This is a genomic window from Deefgea sp. CFH1-16, assembly GCF_016881365.1.
Taxonomy (GTDB): Bacteria; Pseudomonadota; Gammaproteobacteria; order Burkholderiales; family Chitinibacteraceae; genus Deefgea.
Window position 1 is genome coordinate 130,924 of record NZ_WLYT01000001.1, and the last position, 25,197, is coordinate 156,120.

A 25,197-nucleotide genomic window follows, 5' to 3' on the forward strand; every position below is an offset into this window, starting at 1 on the left:
AACTGAACCGCAATTCGCACATCAAAATCCAGCCAAAATTGGCGTGCTTTTAATCAACCTAGGCACACCAGAAGCCCCTACCGCCCAAGCTGTACGCCCTTACTTAAGACAGTTTCTATCTGACCCGCGCGTGGTTGAAATTCCTAAAGCCATTTGGTGGTGCATTCTCAACGGCATTATTTTGACGACTCGCCCGAAAAAAAGTGCTGAAAAATACGCCAGCATTTGGACTAAAGAAGGCTCGCCACTCAAAGTCTGGACCATCAAACAGGCCAAACTACTTAAAGGGCAACTTGGCGAAGCGTTTCCAGGGCAGCTGGTTGTTGACTACGCAATGCGCTACGGCTCGCCTTCAATCGAAAGTCAAATCAGCAAATTAAAAGCACTCAATTGCCAAAAAATCATTATCGTTCCGATGTATCCACAATATGCCGCCAGCACCACCGCGAGTGTGAATGATGAGGTTTACCGGGTATTACAAAAAACCCGTTTTCAACCGGCCATCCGCACTGTGGCGCCTTACTATGACCATCCTCGCTATATCGCAGCCTTAGCCGCGCAAGTTCGTCAGCATTGGCAAGCCAACGGCAAGGGTGAGCACTTACTAATGAGTTTTCATGGGGTGCCGCGCGCTACACACTCGACAAAGGCGATCCTTATCACTGCCATGCACTCAAAACCGGCCGACTACTGGCTGAGGCACTTGATTTAAATCCCACACAATATACGGTGTGTCTTTTCAATCTCGCTTTGGCAAAGCCGAATGGCTTAAACCGTACACTAGCCAAGTAATACAGCAGCTTGGCCAGAAACAGTTATCACAGCTCGATGTAATCTGCCCCGGATTTGTCGCCGACTGCTTAGAAACACTGGAAGAAATTGCCATCGAAGGCCGGCATGACTACCTACAAGCGGGGGGGAAAAAACTATCAATTCATCCCTTGCCTGAATGATCATGCTGAATGGATTTCTACGCTCGAAGAATTGGTTCGCACCGAGCTGACAGGCTGGCTGACAAACGGCAAAGCTGAAAAAAGAAATATAGATGAATTAAATCAATCACTTAATAGATGTAAGACCATAAAACACAACAAATTGAACTTGGGGATTTTAGAAATTAACGCTACACTCTGCGGTAAGCTTAATCTTACAAAAGGGGATATACCCAATGGCCACTAAACTATTCTTAGCTGAAGACGACCTGATCTTAGCCGACGCGCTAAAATCAAGTCTTTCGCAAGCAGACTTTCAATGCGACTGCGTGAATGATGGCGCATTAGCATTACAAATTTTACTTCACAACGACTACGATGCCGTTGTCTTAGATATCGGTCTGCCAAATATGGACGGTCTGACTGTACTGCGTAATGTTCGTCAGCATAAGCCTTCTTTGCCAATTTTGATTCTAACCGCACTAGATGGTTTAGATGAACGCGTTGCAGGCTTGGATGCAGGTGCCGATGATTACTTGGCAAAACCATTTGAGTTTTCTGAATTAGAAGCTCGTTTACGCGCCCTGTTACGCCGCAGCCAAATTTTGCCGCAGTCAGTACAGCAATTGGGTAATTTACGCCTTGATCGCGCTGGTCAACGTGCATGGTGCAATGATACGCCGCTTGATTTGTCAGCTCGTGAATTAACCGTACTCGAAATCTTGATGTCAAACATCGACCGCGTAGTGACTAAAGAGCAAATCGTTAGCGAATTAGGCAATGAAAACGCTGAAGTTGGCCTCAATGCAATTGAAGTTTACGTGCATCGCTTACGTAAAAAATTAGATCCAGCTGGCGTGGTAATACGTACGATTCGTGGTTTGGGTTATTTACTTGAAAAGCAGCAAGTCATTCCTACTGATGCGACTAACTAAAACTTCGCTACGACAACAATTATTGTTGTGGCTTTTACTGCCCCAGCTGGTATTTTGCCTTGCTGGGGCAGCACTTTTTTTATCAATTACTTTGCACTATGCCGACAATGCAATTGATAAACGATTAATCAAATCGGCCAATGCCGTAGCTAAACTCATCCAACACCAACCGCAGATTGGCCCGGAACTCAGCAGCAAAATTATCGCAACCATTGATTCACTGGATGATTTGGAAATTTATTCCATCCATGACAGCAATCAGCGCTTAATTGCTGGTCGAGCGGAAATCGCCCTACCCCAAACGCATCAACCGCAAAATGATCCGTTCTTTTATTACCAAACAATAGACGGTCAAAAATACCGCGTACTTTTGCAAAAAAGTGCGCCGCATTCGGATAGAACAATACAAATTGCGTTTAATCTACATGACCGTGATGTTTATACGCGTAATATTTTCCTCTCGACTGCAATCCCTCTACTCTTACTCATTATCCTCACGATTTTCTTTGTCTGGTGGGGGATCGGCCTAGGATTACGACCTTTAGCACAGTTGCAATCGATGATGGAATTACGTAAGCCACAAGACTTGTCGCCATTGGCATTGCAAGATGCGCCACGCGAACTGAACGCCTTGTCCGCTGCATTAAATCATTTATTGGCAACCACCGAAGCCAGTATTGACCGGCAACGCCGATTTATTGCCGATGCGGCACATCAATTACGTACCCCACTGGCAGGACTAAAATCGCAAACTGAATTGGCCATGCGTGAAAATTCGCCTGAAGGTCTACGCGAACGACTCAATATGGTGCATACCAGTGCCACGCGAAGCATTCATTTGGTCAATCAACTTTTGACCTTAGCTCGCTCTGAGCCTGGCAGCCAAACTAGCATCCCTAAAGTACACATGGATTTGGCGAAAATCATTCGTGATTTAACTGCTGAACTCGTACCACGCGCTTTAGCCGCTCGGATTGATCTAGGTTGCGATTGCTTTGTGCAAGACGCGCCACTGCATGGCAACTCAGCGCTTCTAAGAGAAATGTTTATTAACTTGGTGGAAAACGCCATTAAATACATTCCTCGCGATGGTAGCGTCACCGTTCGACTCACAGAAGATGAAAAGAACTACATCGTTGATGTCGAAGATAATGGACCCGGTATTCCTGACAGCGATAAAGCTCGGGTGTTTGAGCGTTTTTATCGCCGAGAGCAAACTGGCAATGGTTGTGGACTTGGGATGGCGATTGTACGAGAAATTGCAGAACGCCACGCTGGTAGCGTGCAATTACTCGACGCGGAACCACATGGTTTAATTGTGCATGTGGTATTGCCAAAAACAGAGCTAAATACCTAGCACTACATGCAATACCCACGTGTTTTTAAATTACGCCGACTGCCGGCCATAAAAAAGTCCCGCATCTAAAAGCGGGACTTTTTTATGGTTTAATACAAAGCCAGTATGGTGTCATCAATCAAAAATAACCGTTTTATTTGAATACACCAAAACACGATGTTGCAAATGCCAACGCACCGCACGTGATAAGACCACGCGCTCTAAATCACGACCTTGTTGAATCAATGCTTCAACATCATCTCGATGCGAAATACGATTCACATCTTGCTCAATAATTGGACCATCATCGAGCACTTCGGTCACATAATGGCTGGTCGCACCAATTAACTTAACCCCACGAGCAAACGCACGATGGTAAGGCTTTGCGCCATCAAAAGCCGGCAAGAAACTATGATGAATATTGATTATGCGCTGCGGGAATTGCGCAGTAAAGTCATGGCTTAACACTTGCATATATCGCGCCAGCACAATCAGATCAATTTCTTTTTCATGCAGCAATGCCGTTTGCGCGGCCTCTGCAGCTGCTTTATTGTCTTTACCAACAGCAATTACATGGTATTCAATACCATAAAAATCGGCTAAAGCTCGGCAATCTTCGTGATTTGAAATAATCAGTGGAATTTCACAATTAAATTCGCCACTTTTATGTCGATGCAATAAATCGACCAAGCAATGATCATATTTCGATACAAAAATAGCGACTTTTTGTGGACGATTCGATAAAGAAACTTTCCACGTCATTTGAAAACGATCAGCAATCGGCTGAAATGCCGCTGCAAAAGCTTTCATATCTAAAGTAAAGTCAGCTAAATCCCATTCGATACGCATCAAAAACAAACCATCAGTATTGTCTTGATGTTGATCGGAATGAACAATATTGGCGTTATAGGTATACAAAAAGTTAGCGATCGCGGCAGACAGACCTTTTCGATCTGGGCAACTGATCAGTAGTGTCGCGGTATGTGTCATTCGGCATCATCTTGGATAAAGTTATGGCTTCATTCTAACAGCACCTATCCACAGAAAACAGCCGCGTCAGTCCAAGTATTGCCTTTAATCAGCCGTGAAGCGTATTTTTCACCGTTGTACGCTGCGCCTTTGCCAATAGAATGCCATCCAGTAAAAACTGTTCAAATGGCGGACTAAAACCATACGACGGCAAAGCCGTCGACCAGCGAAACCCCGTTGGGCTTTTCAAGTCGACCACCAAGGCCAATGAATGGGCAAACAATGCGGCATAGATCGCCCGCCCAAAGCCAGCACACCGCGCAGGGCTATAAAATAAGCCGCTTGGCGCTAAGATTGGATGATCTAAAACACGAAACGCCAAAGCCATCGTCTGTTCTGGTGATAAACTCGCTTCTTTGGCAACTTTAGCTACTGCACAGAGTAACTCTTGCGGTACGATATCCATTGATATTCCTTCGCAGCTACACTGTTTCAGCTTAGCTGGAACGATTCGGTCCACCTTTTCTTTTACCCACCATTCATCAGCTGACATCATGTTTAATATTGTTTTGTTTCAACCTGAAATCCCACCCAATACCGGCAACGTCATTCGTTTAGCGGCCAATACCGGCTGCATTTTGCATTTGGTTAAACCACTGGGCTTTCCTTTGGATGACACCAAAATGAAGCGCGCGGGATTGGATTATCATGAGTACGCCAATATGCTGGTTCATGAAGACTGGGATGCCTGTGTCGCGCATTTAGCCGGCCAGCGCTTTTTTGCTGCCACCACCAAAGGCTCACAACGCTTTGACTTATTGCAATATGAGCCGGGCGATGTTTTTGTATTTGGACCAGAAACACGTGGATTACCTGCCGATTTATTACAAACTTTTGCTTCCGATCGTCGCATTCGCGTCCCAATGCAGCCAGACAATCGCAGTCTGAATTTATCCAACTCGGTTGCGATCACCATTTATGAAGCATGGCGTCAAAACGGCTTTATTGGCGGCGCATAGAGTAATACCAATTTAAAAAGACGATGAATAAATCAGGCTTGTTCGACATCGAAAATGATCAATCGACCACGCCGCGAGCAAGCTCTGATTTGCCAAATAAAAATCAATTTCTCCTTTTAAATCAGCACAAAAACACCAAACCAGCCCACTCAAACATAGCAACTCAGTTACTAACCAAAACAGCAGACCCCCTCACAAGCCTAATACCACTAGCTCTGAATATGCGCTAAGCACCAAGGGGATTTACCTAGTGCTGTTGTACCCAATACGGATTTCCCCAGCTTTCTTCAATAGGGTTGCGGGTCTATTCTTGCATTGCCGAAGGATGAAATCGACATTCAGGACCCTACACCGACTAGCGATATTTGCTTAATCGTTTAGGTGCATTCAGTTGAACGCCTCTGGCATCGATTTTGCAACTTAAACAGAAATAATCGATTGATTACGAGCCCATACCACTGATTGATGCCCGCGAAGGAGTCCGATATGCTTTGGAATACCGCACCACACAACCGCCAAAAACTAGCCATAGCACGCCGTAATAAATTGGTCGTCGCCAATTGGAAAATGTATGGCAGTCTTGCGCTGTGCAGAGAAACCATCAATCAACTCAATCACATCATTCAGCCCGGCGCTGACCTCATTATTAGTCCTCCCGCACCTTATTTAAGTGAGCTAGGTCGCCTTGCGCAAAAAACCGGCATTCATTGCTGCGGACAAGACGTCGCAGCACAACAAAATGGCGCGCGCACCGGAGAATGGTCTGCCACGATGCTGGCGGAACTGGGCTGCCATCATGCGATTGTTGGCCACTCGGAGCGTCGCCAACATCACCGCGAAGATAACGTACTGATTGCGGCCAAAGCACAAGCATGTATTGATGCCGGCATCACGCCGATTGTTTGTATTGGCGAAACCTTAGACGAGCGCAATGCAGGCCAACTTGAACGCGTTCTCGGCCAGCAATTGGACGCACTACTAGCCACTTCGGGCTGGCGAGAAGCCATTATTGCCTACGAACCCGTTTGGGCCATTGGTACCGGCAAAGTAGCCACCCCGGCGATTGCCCAAGCCGCGCATCAATTTATCCGTGAATACCTCGCCAAAACCGATGCCGATGCCGCAGAGGAAATGATGTTACTGTATGGTGGCAGCGTCAAAGCCGACAATGCCACTGCTTTATTTGCCATGCCCGATATTGACGGCGGCTTAATTGGCAGCGCTTCGCTGGAAGTGCATTCTTTAGTGCGCATTTATCAAGCGGCCAGCCTGACTAGCCGTGCCGCAGCACAAATGACTTTATAAGTTTTATAAGGAAGCTTCATGACAGTGCCACTCTCCACTTGGTTACAAACACAGCATAGCGACATGCGTCAGATGCTCGGCAATATTGCTGGTGCTTGTAAAGTGATTAGCAATGCGGTTGCACGTGCGGCGTTATCTGGCGCACAGGGCGACGCAGGCAGTGGCAATATCCAAGGGGAAGAAACAAAAAAAACTCGACATCATCAGCAATGACATCATGCTCAACTGGGCGGGCGCTTGCGGACATTTTTCCGCCATGGCCTCCGAAGAGCTCGACACCATCGTGCAATGCAATCCACAAGGCCGCTACTTGCTGGTGTTTGATCCGCTGGACGGCTCGTCCAATGTCGACGTCAATATCTCAGTGGGTAGTATTTTCTCTATTTTGCGCGCGCCCAAGCAAACCCCAACCGAGGCTGATTTTTTACAAGCGGGTCGCCAGCAAATTGCCGCAGGTTATGCCTTATATGGCTCATCCACCATGCTGGTCATCACCACAGGTACCGGCGTGCATGGTTTTACTTTAGACCGTGAAATTGGCGAATTTGTTTTAACTCATCCTGAATTAACCATCCCGAACGACACCCGAGAATTTGCCATTAACGCCTCAAACTCGCGTTTTTGGGAGGCACCCGTTGCGCGTTATATTGATGAATGTGTTGCCGGCAAATCAGGCCCGCGCGGCGAAAATTTCAATATGCGCTGGGTGGCCTCAATGGTTGCCGAAGTGCATCGCATTTTGATTCGTGGCGGGGTATTTTTATACCCGAAAGACAGCGCCAAACCCAATGGAAAACTACGCCTGTTGTACGAAGCCAATCCAATGGCGATGATTGTTGAGCAAGCCGGTGGCGCCAGTAGCACCGGACAACAACTGACTTTAGACGTGCAACCAAGCCAGCTGCATCAACGCGTACCGGTTATGCTGGGTTCTAAAAATGAAGTCGCCCGTTTAATTCGTTACCACGAATAAAAAATAAGGGTATTTAACTGCAAGCCATATTCATGAATGCCTACAGATAAATACCCAGATATTTTACTGATTTCGCATGAAATCAGCGGTTTTCATAAACGCCTCTTCCAAGTGCTCGCGTAAATCGTTACTCATCGGCACTTCGGCCAAAGCCTGCAACATACACAACATCCATTGATCGCGCTCGGCCTCACCAATGGCAAACGGCATATGCCGCCCGCGCAAACGTGGATGACCATACTTTTCAATAAATAATTGCGGCCCACCGAGCCAGCCCGACAAAAAATCATAAAATCGTTCACGAATCTGTGTGGTATCCGCATGATGCATCGCATGCACCCCTGCCGCACGTGGATCGCTCGCCATAATGTCGTAAAAGCGATCAACCAGTTGCCGCAAAATCGCCGGACCACCCAGTAACTCATACGGTGTCATCGCCTGCACTGCTGCGCTGTCAGTCATGATTCACCTCAACGGGTTGCACACAACTAGCGGCTAATTTGGCGCGCTGCCGCGCTTGCTCTACATCCACGCCACTGGCGAGCGCCACCCCCATTCTGCGGCGAACAAAGGCTTCAGGCTTGCCAAACAAACGCACATCGGCCGTCGGCACGGCCATAGCCTGCGCCACACCATCAAATGCAACACCTACGGCATCAACGCCACCATAAATCACGGCACTTGCAGCTGACGAACGTAAACTCACATCCACTGGCAAGCCTAAAATCGCCCGCGCGTGCAATTCAAATTCTGAATATTGCTGACTTTGCAGTGTGACCAAACCGGTATCATGCGGTCGTGGACTGACTTCACTAAACCACACCGCATCGCCCTTCACAAAAAGCTCAACGCCAAACAAACCACGACCACCCAAGGCGGTAGTTACTTTTTCGGCGATGTCTTGCGCTCGAGATAGCGCCAACGCCGACATCGCTTGTGGCTGCCAGCTTTCAACATAATCACCACTCACTTGCACATGGCCAATCGGCTGGCAAAACTGCGTTTCAACCTCACCACTAACGGCGATTGCGCGTACCGTCAGCAGTGTAATTTCATAATCAAAATCAACAAAACCCTCAACAATCACGCGGCCATTTTTGACTCGCCCCCCACTGGCGGCATAGTCCCAAGCCGTCACGATATCTGCTGGCGTTTTGAGCAATGATTGCCCTTTACCACTAGACGACATAACGGGTTTAACCAAGCACGGAAAGCCGATTTCAGCCACCGCCGTTTGCAACTGCGCCAAGCTGTCGGCAAATCGGTATGACGACGTTGCCAAGCCTAAATCTTCTGCCGCTAAGCGGCGAATACCTTCGCGATTCATCGTTAAATGCGTCGCTCGCGCCGTTGGAATCACCGTCGCCAAACCTTCCGCCTCAATCGCCAACAAAGCGTCCGTCGCAATCGCTTCGATTTCCGGCACAATCCAGTGCGGCCGCTCTAACGCCACCACGGCACGCAGCGCTTGACCATCGGTCATATCGATCACATGACTGCGATGCGCCACTTGCATGCCGGGTGCATTGGCATAGCGATCCACCGCGATGACTTCAACCCCTAAGCGCTGAAATGCAATAATCACTTCCTTACCCAATTCACCCGCACCCAATAACATGACCTTGCTGGCGCTTGGCGTTAATGCCGTACCCATTCTCATCTCATTCCCTTTTTTTGCTGCGCGAACGGATCGCTTGATTAAATTCAGTTTTTTGCTGGCGACTCACCCTGCGAGCTTACCATCACCGCGACATTTGGTTTTAACCAACCAAGCACACTATTTACGTTCATTCTCCAAGCTCGCTCGCTTTCGGCAACTGAGCTACACCAGACCTACTAAGCATAGGTATCAATCGCTAGCCTAATTAATTAAAACCTTACCGAGCAATACCTACTGGCAACAAAAAATCCCAGCCGCAGCTGGGATTGATTCAAAGCACCTTCAACGTATTATTCACCCAGATACGCTTGCTGAACTTTTTCATTGGCAAGTAAAGCGGCAGCATCATCGCTAAAAGTGACTTTGCCCGATTCCATCACATAGCCACGATTCGCGGTTTGCAATGCTAACTTGGCATTTTGTTCCACCAGCAACATCGTCACGCCTTCAGCCGCCACCATGCGAATAATCTCAAAGATTTTTTGCACAATAATCGGTGCCAAACCCATCGACGGCTCATCGAGCAACAACAACTTAGGTCGGCTCATTAAAGCGCGCCCCATCGCCACCATTTGCTGCTCACCACCAGAAAGCGTGCCTGCTAGCTGCTTATAACGCTCTTTGACGCGTGGAAACAATTGATAAACACGCTCTAAGTCATTGGCCATTTGCGCCTTATCATCGCGCCAATAGGCCCCCATCAGCAGGTTTTCTTCCACCGTCAAGCGGCCAAAAATACCTCGACCTTCTGGCACCATCACCAAACCATGCCGCACATAATCATGCGCTTCGATTTTGGCTGTCGATTGATTTTTAAATAAAATCTCACCTGCGGCCGGCTTAACCATGCCCATTAAAGTTTTCAAGGTGGTGGTTTTACCCGCACCATTGGCGCCAATTAAAGCCACCAATTCGCCTTCTTTGACTTCAAGATTAATGCCTTTTACCGCATGAATCCCACCATAAGCGACCTTTAAATCTTTAACTTCTAATAATGTGTTCGCTGACGCTGTCATTCTGGTGCCACCCCTAAATACGCTTCGATCACTTTTGGATCGTTTTTAACGAGCTCAGGAATCCCCTCAGCAATTTTTTTGCCGTAATCGAGCACCGCAATCCGATCGCACAATCCCATCATTAATTTCACATCATGCTCAATCAATAAAATGGTGACGCCATCATCACGGATTTTTTCCATGAGTTTTTTTAAATCATCGGTCTCTTTCGGATTCATCCCCGCCGCTGGCTCATCAAGCGCCAATAGTTGCGGGTTAGTCGCCAAGGCGCGTGCAATTTCCAAGCGCCGTTGATCGCCGTACGATAAATTACGCGCCAACTCATCGGCTCTATCGGCAATACCAACATAAGCGAGTAAAGTTTCGGCTTTAAGCGTAATCGCCGCCTCTTCAGCACGTGCTTTCGGTGGCCGAAATACCGCACCAATCACGCCGGTGTGGGTTCGAACATGTTGGCCGACCATGACGTTTTCTAAGGCCGTCATATTGGCAAACAAACGGATATTCTGAAATGTTCGCGCAATACCCGCCTCAACCACGACATTGGGTTTTTTGCGAAATAAATCTTTACCGTTAAAAGTGAATTGCCCTTCATCTGGCTGATATAAACCCGTCAGCACATTAAATAGCGTGGTTTTACCCGCCCCATTGGGGCCAATCAAACCGTAAATCTCACCTTTATTAATCGACAACGCCACGCCAGATAATGCATGCAATCCACCAAAGCGCTTATTGATGCCACTGATACTTAATAAAACCTCAGTCATGATTGCGCTCCGCGTCTTGCAAACTGTCTTTTTCTTGTTGCGAAATGGTTTTCGTTTTTGGGGCCAACTCAGCTCGGCGCTGTTTCGATGGCCACAGGCCAGCAGGCCTAACCAGCATAATCACAATCATTGCCAAACCAAAAATCAACATCCGTAAGTTTTCTGGATCAACCACCTTGCGACCCACTAGCGCTTGCTGCAATGGATTAATCACATCACGCAAAATTTCTGGCGTAATCGAGACAATCACCGCACCTAAAATCACCCCAGGAATATTGCCCATCCCGCCCAAGACCACCATTGCCAATACCATGATCGATTCCATCAAGGTAAACGACTCGGGTGATACAAAACCTTGGAAGCTGGCAAATAAAGCACCGGCTACACCACCAAAGCTAGCACCCATGGCAAACGCCAATAGTTTAACGTTCCGAGTATTAATCCCCATCGCATTCGCCGCGATTTCATCTTCACGAATCGCCACCCATGCACGGCCAATACGCGAGCGTTGCAAACGTTTAGACACAAAAATAATGAGGAAACACATCGCAAGAATCAGGTAGTAATACAAATGAATTTTTTCGAAACTAAGCCCGAAAAACTCAATTGGACGACCCAAATCGTAGCCAGCAAATTGCACGGCAGGAATATTATTAATCCCTTGTGGGCCATTGGTGATATTGATCGGACGATCTAAGTTATTCATGAAAATCCGAATAATTTCACCAAAACCCAAGGTCACAATGGCTAAATAATCACCACGTAATTTCAATGTTGGCGAACCCAACAACACGCCAAATATCCCCGCAACAGCTGCAGCGATCAACATCATGACAAAGAAATTAGGTTGAAATAGCCATTCTGGGATCACCGCCTGCAAATGCGGTGAATTAAGTAAGGCAAAGGTATAAGCGCCTACAGCATAAAAAGCGATATAACCCAGATCCAGCAAACCCGCGTAACCCACCACAATATTGAGCCCTAAAGCCAACATAATGTAGAGCAAAGCAAAATCCACGGCTCTAAGCCATGAATTACCACTTTCAAAAAAATGCCCTAATACCCACGGCAAAATGGCTAACACTATGGCAAAAACGCCCAGCACCAGCGTGGTTTTTAAGTTATTGGCACGAAATTCGGCGCTATTTATTGTATTTGTCATCTCTTCACCTCGGCTTAAGCACGTTCTGCAACGCGTTCACCCATCAAACCTGAAGGACGGAACACCAAGACTAGAATCAACACCACAAAAGCTAAAATATCTTTGTAATTACTGCCGAGCACGCCGCCAGTTAAATCACCCAAATAACCAGCACCCAAGCTTTCAATCACACCCAGTAATAAGCCGCCCAGTACCGCGCCACCTAAATTACCAATGCCACCGAGCACTGCCGCAGTAAAGGCCTTCAAGCCGATCATAAAGCCCATATAAGCGTGCGCTTGATCATAATTGGCCGCAACCATCACGCCAGCCATCGCCCCCAAAGCGGAACCAATTACAAACGTCATTGAAATAATATGATTGACATTTACCCCCATTAATTTTGCAACTTCTGGGTTTTGTGCCGTTGCGCGCATCGCGCGGCCCATTTTGGTTTTTTCAATCAGAAAATACATGCCCGCCATCAGTAGCAAAGTCAAAACCACAATCGCCACTTGAACTTGCGTAATCGAAGCGCCACCAATGCTATACACCTCAGTCGGCAAAATCGCTGGGAACGGACGATAGTTACGGCCCCAAATCAGCATCGCCAATTGTTGTAACACAATCGACACACCAATCGCAGTAATCAACGGCGCTAGGCGAGGAGCACGGCGTAAAGGCCGATAGGCTACTTTTTCAATGGTGTACCCAAGCACCATCGACACCGGTATCGCCATCAGTAAGCCAACCAATAAAAGCGCTGGCCCCGATAAATTAAAATGATGACCCAATAAGAAATTGATGCAGGTGATTGTCACCATTGCGCCAATCATCACCACTTCACCATGCGCGAAATTAATCAATTGCATGATGCCGTACACCATGGTGTACCCCAAAGCAATCAGCGCATAAATGCTGCCGATTACCAACCCATTAATAATTTGTTGGAGAAAAATATCCACTGCAGGCCCGTCCCTAAAAAGACTATTCGTACAACGAAACTACTGCTTCGCCGTTTTATTGATCCACTGCTACGTATCAGTAACCCTCAAATCTTACCGTAACAGTTTATAAATGTGAAAATTACCTGTTTGTGGTGGCGCGGAATACTGCGGTTTTCCCTAGCTCGGCATTCTTACAGGTTATTACGTGTTTGTTATTAATTACGTCATCATATTTATTTATCCACAAACCATCGATTTTTTGGGGTATACCTATGCAAGCTAATATTTATAAAGTCAACCACGATATACACCTTAAAAACTTCAATCCACAATCACAAAGAATCCACATAAAAAAAACCGCCCATCGGGCGGTTGAGGTTCAAATCAGTAATGCCGTTCTATGCAACAAACTGCGCAATGGCCATTTCAAGTCGTGCTAAGCCTGTTGTAATCTCTTCATCATTCACCACCAAAGAAGGCGCAAAACGAATCACATTCGGCCCCGCCATCAACACCATCACGCCATTTTGCGCGGCAATATTCAAAATTTCTTTCGCGCGGTCTTGATACGCTTCAGTTAAAACTGCGCCAATTAACAAGCCAAGACCACGGACCTGACTAAACACGGGGTACTTCGCATTGATTGCGTGAATGCCGTCAACAAACTGTGCGTGCTTGGTTTTAACGCCAGCAAGAACTTCAGGCGTGTTAATCACATCAATTACTGCGCCTGCAACAGCACAAGCCAATGGATTACCACCATATGTCGTACCGTGTGTGCCAGCAACGAGGTATTTAGCAATCTCAGCCGTAGTCAGCATCGCGCCAATTGGAAAACCACCACCTAAGCTTTTCGCACTGCTCAAAATATCTGGTACCACGCCGTATTCTTGATAGGCAAACAAACTGCCCGAACGTCCCATTCCTGACTGCACTTCATCAAAAATCAAATACGCGTTGTGCTGAGTACATAAATCACGCACGCCTTGCAAAAAGGCCGCATCGGCAGGCACAACACCGCCCTCGCCTTGAATTGGCTCTAAAATCACACATGCGGTGTCGTCATCAATCAAGGCTTTAAACGCTTCTAAATTATTGTATTCAAAGTATTCAATGCCGGCGGGCTTAGGGCCAAAACCGTCTGAATACTTAGGCTGACCACCCACACACACAGTAAAAAAGGTTCGGCCATGAAAGCTACTGAGCGCCGAAATCACTTTATTTTTTTGCTCACCAAAACGCTCAATCGCCGCACGGCGAGCTAATTTAAGCGCCGCCTCATTGGCCTCAGCACCTGAATTACAAAAAAACACTTTATCGGCAAATGTGGCATCGACTAATTTTTGGGCCAACTCAAGCGCCGGCTCGTTAGTAAACACGTTCGAGACATGCCACAGTTGATTGGCCTGCTTGGTTAAAGCGCCAACCAATGCCGGGTGGCAATGGCCCAAAGAATTCACGGCAATACCACCGGCAAAGTCGATATATTCTTTACCCGATTGATCCCAAACACGGCTGGCCTCACCACGGACAGGTATAAATGCAGCGGGCGCATAATTGGGCACCATGTACTGATCAAATGCAGCGCGGGTCAAAGCCATAGCAGTCTTCCTTTTAAAGTCAAATCAACAATGGCTCGATAATAAACTAAGACGATGGCAGCAGCCTATTCGGGGTAAACACTTAATCAGAAATACTGTGTTTTTATCTGAGTACAATCACACAGAGTGCGTAATTTATAAATGGCCTAGCGTTTTAATCACGATGATATGGCCCATGCAATGGCTCAGTTTTACACCCCGTATTTGGAATGCCAAACAATGATTCGCTCAATTGATTCAGCGAGAAATACACCGTTGGTGACGCCCCCGTTGCAGCACACCAAACGGCTTTTCTTTGCTGGATTTCAGATAAATTAGCCGGACAAAACCGCTGCGCCTTCGGGCTATTTTTCTCGGTAAACACTTCTAAAATGCCACTCCACTGCTGACGCGGCAACGCGGCACTTACCGCGCTGAGATAAGACGCCGTTGCCGGTTGCGGTTTACGCAATACACCCTGCCCCCCTTGCACCATCCATTGAATGCCCGTTTGCTGCTGTAATGAGCGCAGCATTTCTGCGTATTCTTTCGGTGTACTAAAACCACCAAAAAAAGAACTCGCATACACCGGCAGATCAGGGCGCAACGCCTTTAAATCTCGCGAAATGGCTTGATAATGCCGCACCAACATCGCTTGTCTAGCCGGCGTTCGCCAATTCAAATCATCAATTTCTTCAGGCAAATACCAGCCAACTATTTTCACCTTCGATTGCGCAATAATTTTTTTAGCTTCAGCAAGACTAAAGTCGCGCAAAACTGACAAATAAGCATCTAGCTCATCATCAGGTAAATTTAAGGCATTAAAAAAACCAGGGTCTGAATACAAACCCATAATGTAACTGCGCCGCGCAGGGCTAAGCAGTCGATTTTGCAGCCACCCCGAGCCATCACTGGGCCAAAATTCAGTTTGGCCATTGCGACTCCATTGCAGCAATACCACATTAAAACCCAAGGCATCCAGCTGTCGATTAATCCGCCGAGCATTGTCGACCGTCACTTCAGATTGGCTCTGCCAAGGTTGCAAAATCACGGTTTTAAGAACTGTATCTTGGCAAGGATTAGCCAGCAAGACCGAACTCAACCCCCACGCCGCAACTGCCCATATCCATTTCAATGTGAAACTCTCCAGTTAAATAAAACGGCAAACCGGTCATCACTATTGCCGCCAATAGCCTGCCGAACTTCCAATGCAATTCTTTGTTGTAGATCAGGGGCTCGCCAAGGATCACCACCAAACCAGCTCACCACAGCCAAGCCAACCCCAATATCGAATCGACTCACCGTCGCATGTTGTGCATTATCGGTATTCATCGCCGCCATGCTATTGATGTAAGGCATTAAAGAGGTTTTACCGGCGTCACTTAAACGATAATGTTCGCCAACTTCAGCCAAAGCGGTTAAATAATAGCTATTAGCGCGCACCAAGCCTGCCGCATCGCCATACACGGTCAGCGAAGTCCATTGCGATTTAACTGGCTGCCAATCGGTATTGATGGAGTGCGAGCCAGACAATCGCAACATCATATCTTGGCTATAAGGTGCGCCTTGTCGATAAATCCATTCAGCCGAGCCGATCAATACATAGTCGCTTAATAAGCGCTGACGAACCCCAATACCTAAATTGGCATTGTCATTTAACAACTGTAACGATTGATCTTGCAAACTCACATCGCTTCGAGCAAAACACCGTCGTTGGGCGTGCGACATCGAGCAAGGAGTCAAGTCGATACGCCACTTCCGCATTTAAAAAACCGCCATATTGGGCAAATTGCACCGGACTACTAATAAGCTGGCCATCAGGCCCCTGATTCAAACGCACCTGCGCTCCCAAAGACCAACTCCACCGGTCTTCTAAAGTTTGTACATTGCGTTGCCAGCCAAACAACTGCGTTTGCATTGCGGACTCATCTAAGCCTAATCGAGTTTGAATCTCGGCTTGGTGATCAATACTTAAACGTAAATCCGCAATGGCCAATTCAGTTTGCCCCAAGGCCATTTCAAGCTGCGCAATTTCAGGGCTGAGCTCTTTCCGATTGGCATCCTGCGCCAAAGCGGCACGAAACAAGGCCAAGGCTTGCTCTGCTTTGCCTTGGCCCTTCAACCAAAAACCATATTCGGCCAAAATTTGTGGATTGTTCGGTGCCAACTGAGCGGCCTTTGCCAATGCCGCACCTTGTTGCTCATGACGTTGCAATTGCCGCAAAAACCCAGCATATTCATACCACAACAAGGCATTGGGCTTCGCGGCTAAGGCTTGCTGGTAAGCGGCATCGGCAGCTTCAAGATCTGCCTGCTGACGCGCTTGCCTTGCGTGCTCCAATGCCAGCTCACCCGGCGGGAAATAATCAGGGTAATGTGCCGCAATATCCGAACTGACCGCCAAATCAAAATGCTGCAGTGCAATTTTTGCCAATTTACGCGCCTGCGCCTCATTCATTTCCAATTGCAATCGTTGATCTAATCGATGCATTCCCTGCGCGAAATCACCACTGGCCAGCAACGCCTCGCCCTCACCTTGCATAGCGGGGATTGATGAATGGCCTTTTTGCTCACTCAGGTGATTTGCCGCCGCAAAATATGCCGCCGCTTGCGCGTAATTGCGTTGACTACAGTAGGCAGCCGCCATCTGAGCGCGCTCAGTCGTTTGGCTGGGCAAGTCTGAAACCGGGGTTTCTTTAATTAACAAGGGGCAGTTTTTTTTCTTGCAGTAAATTACTCACCACCTCAGCTAAAGCTGGGGTATACAAATGAGCTTGTCGTAGCTGGCTCAGTTGAAGTTGCAGTGTTTTATATTGTTGCTTTGCAATCAAAGCTGAAAAATCATTGGTAATTTTTTGTTCACGCTGTGCGATAGGCAGTGCCGCATATGGAAACACTGCAGACGCAACGGGCGTGCGCGCTGCGGGCTTGCTGCGCTGTGCGGTTTGCTGCGTTATCTTTGGTTTCATCGCGGCAGTCATTGCGGGTATGGCCGAGGGCACGAGCTGCGCAGAAAAAGTCGGGTTTGACTTCGCCGATTGCAATACCACCTCGGCCTGTACCAGTAAGGCACGTGGCAATGGAATCTGATATTTGGCGATCTGCGACAAAGCCTGTTGAATGCGATTGACACTCCCTTGCCGTAGCGCAGCATTAAGCCATACCTCAGCCGCTTTTTTACGTGACGTAGCAGACAACGCTGAGCGCTTTAACGCCTCGGAGGCCGCGTTCATCACCGTCAGATCATCTTGTTTTAAATAAGCGGACCACGCCTGCAGTAGATAGCCCATGCCATCATTGGGCGCTCGACGCAACCAGTCTTTGGATAAGTGATCCAAGCAGGGTGTATCTTTTTGTCGTGAACACACATCGGCCAAAAACAAGGTGGTTTTGCGTCGACTCGGGGCAATTTTATACACTTCTTCAAGCAACTGATGCGCACCGGCGTAATCACCTTTTGCCAAACGCTGATAGGCTTTCTCCATCCGTGGATAGCTTCTGAATTCACGCCATTCATCCCCAAACCAATTGGCCTCTGCCATCGGACTAACACCCAACAACAACAGCCAAGCGGATGAATACATAAATCGCTTATTGTTTCGCATCATGCTCTCCTGCATGCAAGTCAGGAAAATCGTGGCTGGTTTTATCCCACTGCACTGCCCGACCGGTTTTATTGCTATGTCGAACTTGCGAAAACGCCCGAAAAAAAAGCCGCAATATTAACCACATTCCCCACTACCATCCGTGGAATCGACTGCATGCCTTGCCAAAACCCAAAATACCGCCGGGTAAAAATAAACCGCTGCGCCACCCGATTCAGCATAAAGAAAAAATTAATCCCCACCAATATCCACAAACTACTACTGGACTCAATCAGCTCAGGAAAAGTCCACCACTCGGGATTGGCCACATGGTGCAGCCACGCCTGAAAAACCGTCAGCACAATCACATAGCCCATCAGCAAAGAAGGAAACGCAATCACGCTTTTTCGATCGCGTGCCAACATATATTTCATCAGGGGTTTACCGCTCCAGCCTAGATTTTTATAGCCTTGGAAGACAATACCCACGATCCATCTAGATTTTTGCCGAATCGCTTGCCAAAGATGATTGGGAAAATACTCTTGCACACAGATCATATCGTGCACACCACGACGACCATACCAAGCAGGAGGCGCCCCTTTAAACTGCACATGGTAGTGCATCATCATTTCTCGAGCGCCAACCTCATGCAGTCGAAAGCCGATTTCATAATCTTCGGTTAGCGTGCCAGTATCAAACACCACTCCGCCGTTAATCTCCGAGAGTAAACCCAAGGCTTTGCGACTAAATGCCGTACCCACACCCGCACTGGGCACTTGGCCGGTGAGTAATTGCCGCACCAAAATATCTTTGCCATGCCACTCCGCAAATTCATCCACGTAATGATTACCCACAACATCTTTCCAAGGGCGCGCCAAGGGCATGACCGGCAGCTGCACCAAGTCAAACTGCGGCACCAAGCGATTAAACGCCCGTAACTCCAAAGGATGAATAATGTCTTCCGCATCGTGATACGCCACACAGGTAAAGTGAATCTGCTCACGTGCTTCCATCTCAGTAATAAACGCGACAATATTGTTCAAGCAATCGGCTTTGGTGGTCGGGCCAGGATCGCGCGTCACGACTTTATGCACATTGGGATATTTTTTTGCCACCAAATCGACTTCGGCCTGCGTCTCCAAATCGTTGGGATAGGTGCCAACAAAAATATGATAATTGTCGTAGTCAAACGTCCTCGCAGCATAATCGGCCATTCGCTGAATCACCGGCGCTTCATGCCAAGCCGGAATCATAATGGCAATCGCTTGCTGCTCATCTTGATACAAATCATCGGCAAATTCTGGCAGGTATTCACTTCTACGCCATGATTTTCGGTGCTTAAATCGCCATACCCAGTAGTAACAGTCGATAAAGAAATCATCGAGCGAGCTTAAAAAAATCACCACAATACCGAGCCGCAACAGCAAAGAAATTAAAAAACCAATATGCCGCCAAAACATCCAGCCAACTCATCAACCGCCCTCCCAAGCGCAAATTAAATCGACAATCCGCGCTGCCGCATTCCCATCACCATACGGATTGCCCGCCTGAGCCATCGCCTGATACACCTCAGGCTCGTCGAGCAACTGGCTCACTGCTTGCACAATGTGTTCACCATTGGTACCCACTAACTTGGCCGTCCCAGCATCCACCGCCCTCTGGGCGCTCAGTGGTTTCGCGCATCACCAACACCGGCTTACCTAAAGTGGGCGCTTCCTCTTGAATGCCGCCGCTGTCGGTGAGCACGAGAAAAGATTGTTTTTAATAAATACACAAAGGGTAAATAAGTCTGCGGATCAATCAAATGCACATTCGAGCATGATTGCAAAATTTCATTCACCGGCGCTTGCACTTGTGGATTTAAATGCACTGGGTACACAATTTGCACATCATCACGCAGTGCTAACTGGCGCAGCGCCTGACAAATATGCACAAAGCCATCGCCAAAATTTTCGCGCCGATGGCCAGTGACTAAAATGAGTTTTTTGCTTGGATCTAAAAAAGGAAAACCTGCGGCGAGTGATGCAGCCAAGTCGGCATCACGGTCAATCTGTTGACTCACTTGCAATAAGGCATCAAGTACCGTATTGCCGGTAATAAACACTGAAGCCGGTGCAACGCCGGCCTGCAGTAAATTATTGGCCGCCGTGGCGGTTGGTGCAAAATGCAGCGCGGCAAATAAACCCACCACCGAGCGATTGAGCTCTTCAGGCCACGGCGCATATAAATTGCCTGTTCTCAGGCCCGCTTCCACATGCCCAACGGGAATATGCTGATAAAACGCGGCGAGTCCCGCTGCCAGTGTGGTCGTGGTATCGCCATGCACCAACACTAAATCCGGCTGATAGTCGACTAACACATCGCGCACGCCTTGCAATGCCCGCGCAGTCAAATCAGTCAGATTTTGCCCAGGCTGCATTAAATTCAAATCATAATCAGCCTGCAAACCAAATAAACGCATTACCTGATCAAGCATTTCACGATGCTGTGCCGTCACACACACTCGGCATTCAATTTCGCTATTGGCCTGCAAAGCCAAAACCAGCGGGGCCATCTTAATGGCCTCCGGCCGAGTACCAAAAACGCAGAGCACTTTCTTTTTTTGCTGTTCTGATTGACGATGTAAGCTCATCACTTGTCTACCATGAATTAAATGTGTAAATACATTTTAGTTTAAGTAAGTAAAGTATCCGGACTCATTTCAGCAAAATTATTCACGCTGCCTCGCAGCAAAAAAAATACCGGCAGCGCAACGCTTGCCGGTATTTATAGGAAAAAACAAATCAATCACTACGCCAAACTAAGCTTTGCCGCCATTGGCCAAGAACAACCAAGTTTCAATCACAGTGTCCGGATTGAGCGAAATCGTTTCAATCCCTTCTTCAACTAACCATTGGGCAAAGTCAGGATGATCTGACGGGCCTTGACCACAAATCCCCACGTATTTACCCAATTTACGGCAAGCTTTAATCGACATCGACAGCATCGCTTTCACCGCCTCATTACGCTCATCAAAGCTAGTTGAAACTGGGCCGCCAGAATCGCGATCAATCCCCAGCGTCAATTGCGTCATATCGTTTGAGCCAATCGAGAAGCCATCAAAGTACTGCAAAAATTGCTCGGCTAAGACGGCATTGGCCGGAATTTCACACATCATAATCACGCGCAGACCGTTCTCACCGCGTTTTAAACCATTGCGTTCCAGCAACTCAATCACACACTCCGCTTCGTTTAGCGTGCGCACGAATGGAATCATCACTTCAACATTGGTCAGGCCCATCACATCGCGGACTTTTTTCACCGCGCGGCATTCCAATTCAAAACAATCACGGAACGATTTATCGACATAACGGGCCGCACCGCGAAAGCCAATCATTGGATTTTCTTCGTGTGGCTCATACTCAGCACCACCGAGCAAATTGGCATATTCATTCGATTTAAAATCAGACAATCGCACAATGACTTTTTTCGGATAAAACGCTGCACCTAAAGTTGCAATCCCTTCGGCAATCTTATCGATATAAAAATCAATCGCCGAGCGATAGCCTGCGATGCGTTCTTCAACTTGTGATTTCAGCGGTTCGGCCAAATTAGGGTAAGCCAGCAGCGCTTTGGGATGAATCCCGATCATGCGATTAATAATGAATTCCAAACGCGCTAAACCCACGCCTTCGTTTGGCAACTGGCAGAAGTCAAACGCCAGCTCTGGATTACCCACATTCATCATGATTTTAACCGGCGCTTCAGGCAAACTTTGCAGCGCCACGTCCAATCGTTCAAATTTCAACAAGCCTTCATACACAAAGCCGGCATCGCCTTCCGAGCACGACACAGTCACTTCATCGCCCTCTTTAAGCATTTGCGTTGCATCACCACAACCGACCACCGCTGGAATACCCAACTCACGGGCGATAATGGCCGCGTGGCAAGTACGGCCGCCACGATTGGTTACAATCGCCGCTGCCCGCTTCATCACCGGTTCCCAATCTGGATCGGTCATATCCGATACCAAAACGTCGCCAGCTTGCACTCGATCCATTTCGGACACATCGCGAATAATCCGCACGGTGCCTTTTGACCAATTTTCTGACCAATTGCCCGGCCCTCAGTCATGATCCGACTGGTTTCTAGCATCCGAAACTTGGTGAGTTTATCTGAACCTGACTCTTGTGATTTCACCGTTTCTGGACGCGCTTGCAAGATATACAGCTGGCCATCAACGCCATCACGGCCCCATTCCACATCCATTGGACGGCCATAATGCTGCTCGATAATCACCGCATAACGCGCCAATTCTTCCACTTCGGCATCAGTAATCGAGAATTGATGACGTAGCTCTTTAGGTACCGGCACAGTGCGAACTGACTTACCCGCCACCGACTCGGCATCAAATTCCATTTTCAGTGCCTTACCACCCAAATGGCGGCGCACAATCGCTGGGCGACCCGCTGCCAAGGTGGGTTTATGCACAAAAAACTCATCGGGATTCACCGCGCCTTGCACCACGGTTTCACCTAAGCCATAGGAGGCGGTAACAAACACCACCTGATCAAAACCCGATTCGGTATCAATGGTAAAGAGTACCCCTGCCGCGCCCTTATCCGAGCGCACCATGCGCTGAATACCTGCCGACAGTGCCACAATTTTATGATCAAAACCTTTATGCACCCGATACGCAATCGCTCTATCGTTATATAAAGAAGCAAACACATGCTTCATCGCATCCACCACATTTTGGTAGCCGACGATATTCAAAAAGGTTTCTTGCTGACCGGCAAAAGACGCATCCGGTAAATCTTCTGCTGTTGCGGAAGAGCGAACCGCGACGGTGACATTGTCACCCAACCGCGCATAGTGCTCGGCCATTTCGGCCTCAAGTTGGGCTGGCAAAGGGGTGGCCATAATCCACTCACGAATTTGCTTACCGACCACCGCCAATTGCTTAACATCATCCACATCTAAAGTGCTGAGGATTTCATCAATTTGCTCAGCCAAACCGTTTTGCGCCAAAAAAATTCGATAAGCTTCTGCGGTGGTTGCAAAACCACCAGGCACGCGTACGCCTTTCTCGCTAAGCTGCGAAATCATTTCGCCCAATGAAGCATTTTTCCCACCAACTTTCTCTACGTCATTCATGCGTAGCTGGGCAAAATCAAGTACGTATTTTTCAGTCATCTGGCGTGGCCCTTAACAATTAAAGAATGCTGCATTGCAAAAATCCCCTCAAGTTTAGCTTTTTAGTCGCGAAAGCCAAGTCAGGAAATACCTTTACTGGTTTTCCTGATCATTGCACGTTATCCTGCTGCAAAGGGGGGTTATATGCGCCGAACAGCTTTTTTTGTCTCTGATCGAACAGGGATTACTGCCGAGATTTTAGGGCATTCATTGCTATCACAATTTGAAGATGTTGACTTCAACCGAATCACCTTGCCATTTGTTGACACCATGGCCAAAGCCGAACAAGTGGCCTTGGATATCCGCCGCCACGCTGTGGTCGATGGCTGTCGGCCCTTAGTTTTTAGCACCATTGTTGATCCCATTTTGCGTGAGAAAATTCACGTCGAAGACGCATTAACCGTTGATTTTCTAGAACAATTTATCGGGCCGCTCGAAGAAGAACTGGGCATCGAGTCAACTCATACCATTGGCCGCTCGCACTCAATCGGCAATTTTGAAGAATACAAAAATCGAATTGACGCGGTTAATTTTTCAATCAATCACGATGACGGCATCATGCCGCGCGACTTGGCCGAAGCCGACTTGATTTTAGTGGGCGTTTCTCGCTCCGGCAAAACTCCCACTTGTCTTTACCTCGCCTTACAATTTGGGATTAAAGCGGCCAACTACCCACTCACACCAGAAGACTTCGGCCAACACACTTTGCCGCGCCTTTTGTTGCCATATCGACACAAATTATTTGGCCTTACAATTGAGCCAGAACGCTTACAACAAATTCGCGAAGAAAGAAAACCCGATAGCCGTTACTGCTCAATTGAAACCTGTCAGTTTGAAGTCGCCGAAGCCGAAGCACTCTTGCGCCACGTAGGTGTCCCCTACCTCAACACCACGCGCATGTCGATTGAAGAGCTTTCAACCACCATCATGCATCGCACTGGCATCAAGCGCCGTACGTTCTAAACCGTCATCATTACGGCGTAAATTCGTGATCAATCGTGGTTTTGTCATGAATTTACGGTGTATTGATTACGAAAGTCGCAAACTCAGCTTCCTAGTGGGGTACTGAGACGGTAAACTGCGATCTTTCGCTGTTGTGACCATAGCACCATGACCAGTTTTGCTTACGCCGACGATCCGGCGCCCGTATTTGAGTTTAAAAGCACCACCACCAAACTCACCGCCTTTGTGCCTAGCTCACTCGAGCCAGAAAAATTAATTTTGGCCCTCCAAGAGCAGCTTGGTGATGGCGAACATTTCTTATCGAACGAGCAAATCGCCATTGATTTTAGCTTGCTCAAATCGATTCCTTCAGCGATAGAAATCGCCGCCCTCGTCAATGTGTTACGCCAATTTCAGCTCAAGCCGATTGCAGCCCAGGGCGGCTCAATCGATCAGCAAGTTGCCGCACAAGAAGCGGGGCTGGTCATCTTACAAGACAGCGGCATTACTCCCGCAGCAGCACCGATTGTAGAAACCATAGCTGCGCCATCAGCGATGATTATTGACCGTCCGGTTAGGACTGGTCAGCAAGTGTATGCCAAAGGCGGCGATTTAATCGTTTTGGCCTTGGTTTCACACGGTGCCGAAGTGATTGCCGATGGCAATATTCATGTTTACGCCCCACTGCGTGGTCGAGCGCTCGCGGGCGCTCGCGGCAACACCGAGGCACGCATTTTTACCACCTGCATGGAAGCCGAGCTAGTGTCGATTGCCGGCGTTTATCGCTCACTCGACGCCGACCTGCCGGACTCAATTGCGGGCAAGCCAAGCCAAATTTTCCTCGATCAAGACAAACTCGTGATCGAAGCACTCAGCCAAACCAATTAACTAAATTTAAATTATTCCAGGGGATTTC

25 protein-coding genes and 2 pseudogenes are annotated in these 25,197 nt (G+C 47.9%); 9 read left to right on the forward strand and 18 right to left on the reverse strand.

Annotation, left to right across the window (positions count from 1 at the left end):
* Positions 1–43 precede the first annotated feature (43 nt).
* From hemH to GKO28_RS00730, 4 genes are all read left to right on the forward strand, one after another.
* Positions 44–712 (forward strand): ferrochelatase, encoded by a 669-nt coding sequence (gene hemH, locus GKO28_RS00720; protein WP_307838924.1) that lies wholly within the window; start codon positions 44–46, stop codon positions 710–712.
* Between the two features lie 19 nt (positions 713–731).
* Positions 732–953, forward strand: coding sequence for a ferrochelatase (locus GKO28_RS22095; RefSeq protein ID WP_307838925.1), 222 nt, complete (start codon positions 732–734; stop codon positions 951–953).
* Between the two features lie 215 nt (positions 954–1,168).
* Entirely contained in the window at positions 1,169–1,867 is a 699-nt protein-coding gene (locus GKO28_RS00725; protein ID WP_173533858.1) for a response regulator transcription factor, read from the forward strand.
* A 22-nt stretch (positions 1,868–1,889) separates the two neighbouring features.
* Positions 1,890–3,224 carry a sensor histidine kinase gene (locus tag GKO28_RS00730; RefSeq protein ID WP_247646240.1) on the forward strand — a complete coding sequence of 445 codons (1,335 nt, stop codon included), beginning with the start codon at positions 1,890–1,892 and terminating at the stop codon, positions 3,222–3,224.
* A 114-nt stretch (positions 3,225–3,338) separates the two neighbouring features.
* Here GKO28_RS00730 and purU read toward each other — a convergent pair whose 3' ends face one another.
* Together purU and GKO28_RS00740 are read right to left on the reverse strand one after the other, a co-directional pair.
* Positions 3,339–4,193 (reverse strand): formyltetrahydrofolate deformylase, encoded by an 855-nt coding sequence (purU, locus tag GKO28_RS00735; RefSeq protein ID WP_173533856.1) that lies wholly within the window; start codon positions 4,191–4,193, stop codon positions 3,339–3,341.
* Between the two features lie 88 nt (positions 4,194–4,281).
* Entirely contained in the window at positions 4,282–4,638 is a 357-nt protein-coding gene (locus GKO28_RS00740; RefSeq protein ID WP_182075031.1) for a hypothetical protein, read from the reverse strand.
* 88 nt (positions 4,639–4,726) lie between these two features.
* On the opposite strand from GKO28_RS00740, the gene trmL reads away from it, so the two are divergent.
* From trmL to GKO28_RS00755, 3 genes and pseudogenes are all read left to right on the forward strand, one after another.
* Positions 4,727–5,191, forward strand: a complete 465-nt coding sequence (gene trmL, locus GKO28_RS00745; protein WP_182075032.1) for a tRNA (uridine(34)/cytosine(34)/5-carboxymethylaminomethyluridine(34)-2'-O)-methyltransferase TrmL — start codon at positions 4,727–4,729, stop codon at positions 5,189–5,191.
* A gap of 486 nt (positions 5,192–5,677) precedes the next feature.
* Complete coding sequence (tpiA, locus tag GKO28_RS00750) at positions 5,678–6,496, forward strand: triose-phosphate isomerase (RefSeq protein ID WP_182075033.1); 819 nt, start codon at positions 5,678–5,680, stop codon at positions 6,494–6,496.
* An 18-nt stretch (positions 6,497–6,514) separates the two neighbouring features.
* Positions 6,515–7,469: pseudogene (locus GKO28_RS00755) on the forward strand (class 1 fructose-bisphosphatase).
* 63 nt (positions 7,470–7,532) lie between these two features.
* Here GKO28_RS00755 and GKO28_RS00760 read toward each other — a convergent pair.
* The 16 genes and pseudogenes from GKO28_RS00760 to ppsA form a co-directional block, all read right to left on the reverse strand.
* Entirely contained in the window at positions 7,533–7,931 is a 399-nt protein-coding gene (locus tag GKO28_RS00760; protein ID WP_182075034.1) for a group II truncated hemoglobin, read from the reverse strand.
* The gene (gene purT, locus GKO28_RS00765) at positions 7,924–9,123 is read right to left on the reverse strand and encodes a formate-dependent phosphoribosylglycinamide formyltransferase (RefSeq protein WP_247646241.1); all 1,200 of its coding nucleotides are present in this window, start codon (positions 9,121–9,123) and stop codon (positions 7,924–7,926) included. Before purT ends, GKO28_RS00760 begins: the two co-directional genes overlap by 8 nt.
* Before the next feature lie 296 nt (positions 9,124–9,419).
* Positions 9,420–10,145 (reverse strand): ABC transporter ATP-binding protein, encoded by a 726-nt coding sequence (locus GKO28_RS00770; protein ID WP_182075036.1) that lies wholly within the window; start codon positions 10,143–10,145, stop codon positions 9,420–9,422.
* Positions 10,142–10,912 (reverse strand): ABC transporter ATP-binding protein, encoded by a 771-nt coding sequence (locus tag GKO28_RS00775; protein WP_173533848.1) that lies wholly within the window; start codon positions 10,910–10,912, stop codon positions 10,142–10,144. Before GKO28_RS00775 ends, GKO28_RS00770 begins: the two co-directional genes overlap by 4 nt.
* A complete protein-coding gene (locus GKO28_RS00780; protein ID WP_173533847.1) occupies positions 10,905–12,074 on the reverse strand; it encodes an ABC transporter ATP-binding protein in 1,170 nt (389 codons plus the stop codon). The genes GKO28_RS00775 and GKO28_RS00780 overlap by 8 nt, the downstream gene beginning before the upstream one ends.
* 14 nt (positions 12,075–12,088) lie before the next feature.
* Positions 12,089–13,018: a branched-chain amino acid ABC transporter permease gene (locus tag GKO28_RS00785; protein WP_182075037.1), complete on the reverse strand. Its 930-nt coding sequence runs from the start codon at positions 13,016–13,018 to the stop codon at positions 12,089–12,091.
* A 380-nt stretch (positions 13,019–13,398) separates the two neighbouring features.
* Positions 13,399–14,601: an aspartate aminotransferase family protein gene (locus GKO28_RS00790; RefSeq protein WP_182075038.1), complete on the reverse strand. Its 1,203-nt coding sequence runs from the start codon at positions 14,599–14,601 to the stop codon at positions 13,399–13,401.
* 154 nt (positions 14,602–14,755) lie between these two features.
* Positions 14,756–15,715, reverse strand: a complete 960-nt coding sequence (locus tag GKO28_RS00795) for a DUF4434 domain-containing protein (RefSeq protein ID WP_182075039.1) — start codon at positions 15,713–15,715, stop codon at positions 14,756–14,758.
* Positions 15,712–16,269, reverse strand: coding sequence for a hypothetical protein (locus GKO28_RS00800; RefSeq protein WP_182075040.1), 558 nt, complete (start codon positions 16,267–16,269; stop codon positions 15,712–15,714). Before GKO28_RS00800 ends, GKO28_RS00795 begins: the two co-directional genes overlap by 4 nt.
* Complete coding sequence (locus GKO28_RS00805) at positions 16,232–17,227, reverse strand: hypothetical protein (RefSeq protein ID WP_203563808.1); 996 nt, start codon at positions 17,225–17,227, stop codon at positions 16,232–16,234. The genes GKO28_RS00800 and GKO28_RS00805 overlap by 38 nt, the downstream gene beginning before the upstream one ends.
* Before the next feature lie 49 nt (positions 17,228–17,276).
* Positions 17,277–18,188, reverse strand: a complete 912-nt coding sequence (locus GKO28_RS00810; RefSeq protein WP_203563809.1) for a hypothetical protein — start codon at positions 18,186–18,188, stop codon at positions 17,277–17,279.
* A 71-nt stretch (positions 18,189–18,259) separates the two neighbouring features.
* Complete coding sequence (locus tag GKO28_RS00815; protein ID WP_182075043.1) at positions 18,260–19,624, reverse strand: glycosyltransferase; 1,365 nt, start codon at positions 19,622–19,624, stop codon at positions 18,260–18,262.
* 12 nt (positions 19,625–19,636) lie between these two features.
* Entirely contained in the window at positions 19,637–19,816 is a 180-nt protein-coding gene (locus tag GKO28_RS22550) for a UDP-N-acetylglucosamine 2-epimerase (protein WP_374220699.1), read from the reverse strand.
* On the reverse strand, positions 19,776–19,910 hold the full coding sequence (locus GKO28_RS22555) for a UDP-N-acetylglucosamine 2-epimerase (protein WP_374220700.1): 135 nt from the start codon (positions 19,908–19,910) through the stop codon (positions 19,776–19,778). The genes GKO28_RS22550 and GKO28_RS22555 overlap by 41 nt, the downstream gene beginning before the upstream one ends.
* Positions 19,861–20,796, reverse strand: a complete 936-nt coding sequence (gene wecB / locus GKO28_RS00820; RefSeq protein WP_374220701.1) for a non-hydrolyzing UDP-N-acetylglucosamine 2-epimerase — start codon at positions 20,794–20,796, stop codon at positions 19,861–19,863. Before wecB ends, GKO28_RS22555 begins: the two co-directional genes overlap by 50 nt.
* A 168-nt stretch (positions 20,797–20,964) precedes the next feature.
* Positions 20,965–23,339: pseudogene (gene ppsA, locus GKO28_RS00825) on the reverse strand (phosphoenolpyruvate synthase).
* Between the two features lie 144 nt (positions 23,340–23,483).
* Between ppsA and GKO28_RS00830 the strand changes: the two are divergent.
* Together GKO28_RS00830 and minC are read left to right on the forward strand one after the other, a co-directional pair.
* Complete coding sequence (locus GKO28_RS00830) at positions 23,484–24,302, forward strand: pyruvate, water dikinase regulatory protein (RefSeq protein WP_182075044.1); 819 nt, start codon at positions 23,484–23,486, stop codon at positions 24,300–24,302.
* Between the two features lie 147 nt (positions 24,303–24,449).
* Positions 24,450–25,169, forward strand: coding sequence for a septum site-determining protein MinC (gene minC, locus GKO28_RS00835; protein WP_182075045.1), 720 nt, complete (start codon positions 24,450–24,452; stop codon positions 25,167–25,169).
* The last annotated feature ends 28 nt before the right edge of the window (positions 25,170–25,197 follow it).

Excerpts from the sequence above, each read along its gene's own strand:
- GKO28_RS00725 (WP_173533858.1), top strand. The coding sequence starts at position 1,169 with ATGGCCACTAAACTATTCTTAGCTGAAGACGACCTGATCTTAGCCGAC.
- purU (WP_173533856.1), bottom strand. The coding sequence starts at position 4,193 with ATGACACATACCGCGACACTACTGATCAGTTGCCCAGATCGAAAAGGT.
- GKO28_RS00740 (WP_182075031.1), bottom strand. The coding sequence starts at position 4,638 with ATGGATATCGTACCGCAAGAGTTACTCTGTGCAGTAGCTAAAGTTGCC.
- trmL (WP_182075032.1), top strand. The coding sequence starts at position 4,727 with ATGTTTAATATTGTTTTGTTTCAACCTGAAATCCCACCCAATACCGGC.
- tpiA (WP_182075033.1), top strand. The coding sequence starts at position 5,678 with ATGCTTTGGAATACCGCACCACACAACCGCCAAAAACTAGCCATAGCA.
- GKO28_RS00760 (WP_182075034.1), bottom strand. The coding sequence starts at position 7,931 with ATGACTGACAGCGCAGCAGTGCAGGCGATGACACCGTATGAGTTACTG.
- purT (WP_247646241.1), bottom strand. The coding sequence starts at position 9,123 with ATGGGTACGGCATTAACGCCAAGCGCCAGCAAGGTCATGTTATTGGGT.
- GKO28_RS00770 (WP_182075036.1), bottom strand. The coding sequence starts at position 10,145 with ATGACAGCGTCAGCGAACACATTATTAGAAGTTAAAGATTTAAAGGTC.
- GKO28_RS00775 (WP_173533848.1), bottom strand. The coding sequence starts at position 10,912 with ATGACTGAGGTTTTATTAAGTATCAGTGGCATCAATAAGCGCTTTGGT.
- GKO28_RS00780 (WP_173533847.1), bottom strand. The coding sequence starts at position 12,074 with ATGACAAATACAATAAATAGCGCCGAATTTCGTGCCAATAACTTAAAA.
- GKO28_RS00790 (WP_182075038.1), bottom strand. The coding sequence starts at position 14,601 with ATGGCTTTGACCCGCGCTGCATTTGATCAGTACATGGTGCCCAATTAT.
- GKO28_RS00805 (WP_203563808.1), bottom strand. The coding sequence starts at position 17,227 with ATGGCGGCTGCCTACTGTAGTCAACGCAATTACGCGCAAGCGGCGGCA.
- GKO28_RS00810 (WP_203563809.1), bottom strand. The coding sequence starts at position 18,188 with ATGATGCGAAACAATAAGCGATTTATGTATTCATCCGCTTGGCTGTTG.
- GKO28_RS00815 (WP_182075043.1), bottom strand. The coding sequence starts at position 19,624 with ATGTTTTGGCGGCATATTGGTTTTTTAATTTCTTTGCTGTTGCGGCTC.
- wecB (WP_374220701.1), bottom strand. The coding sequence starts at position 20,796 with ATGAGCTTACATCGTCAATCAGAACAGCAAAAAAAGAAAGTGCTCTGC.
- GKO28_RS00830 (WP_182075044.1), top strand. The coding sequence starts at position 23,484 with ATGCGCCGAACAGCTTTTTTTGTCTCTGATCGAACAGGGATTACTGCC.
- minC (WP_182075045.1), top strand. The coding sequence starts at position 24,450 with ATGACCAGTTTTGCTTACGCCGACGATCCGGCGCCCGTATTTGAGTTT.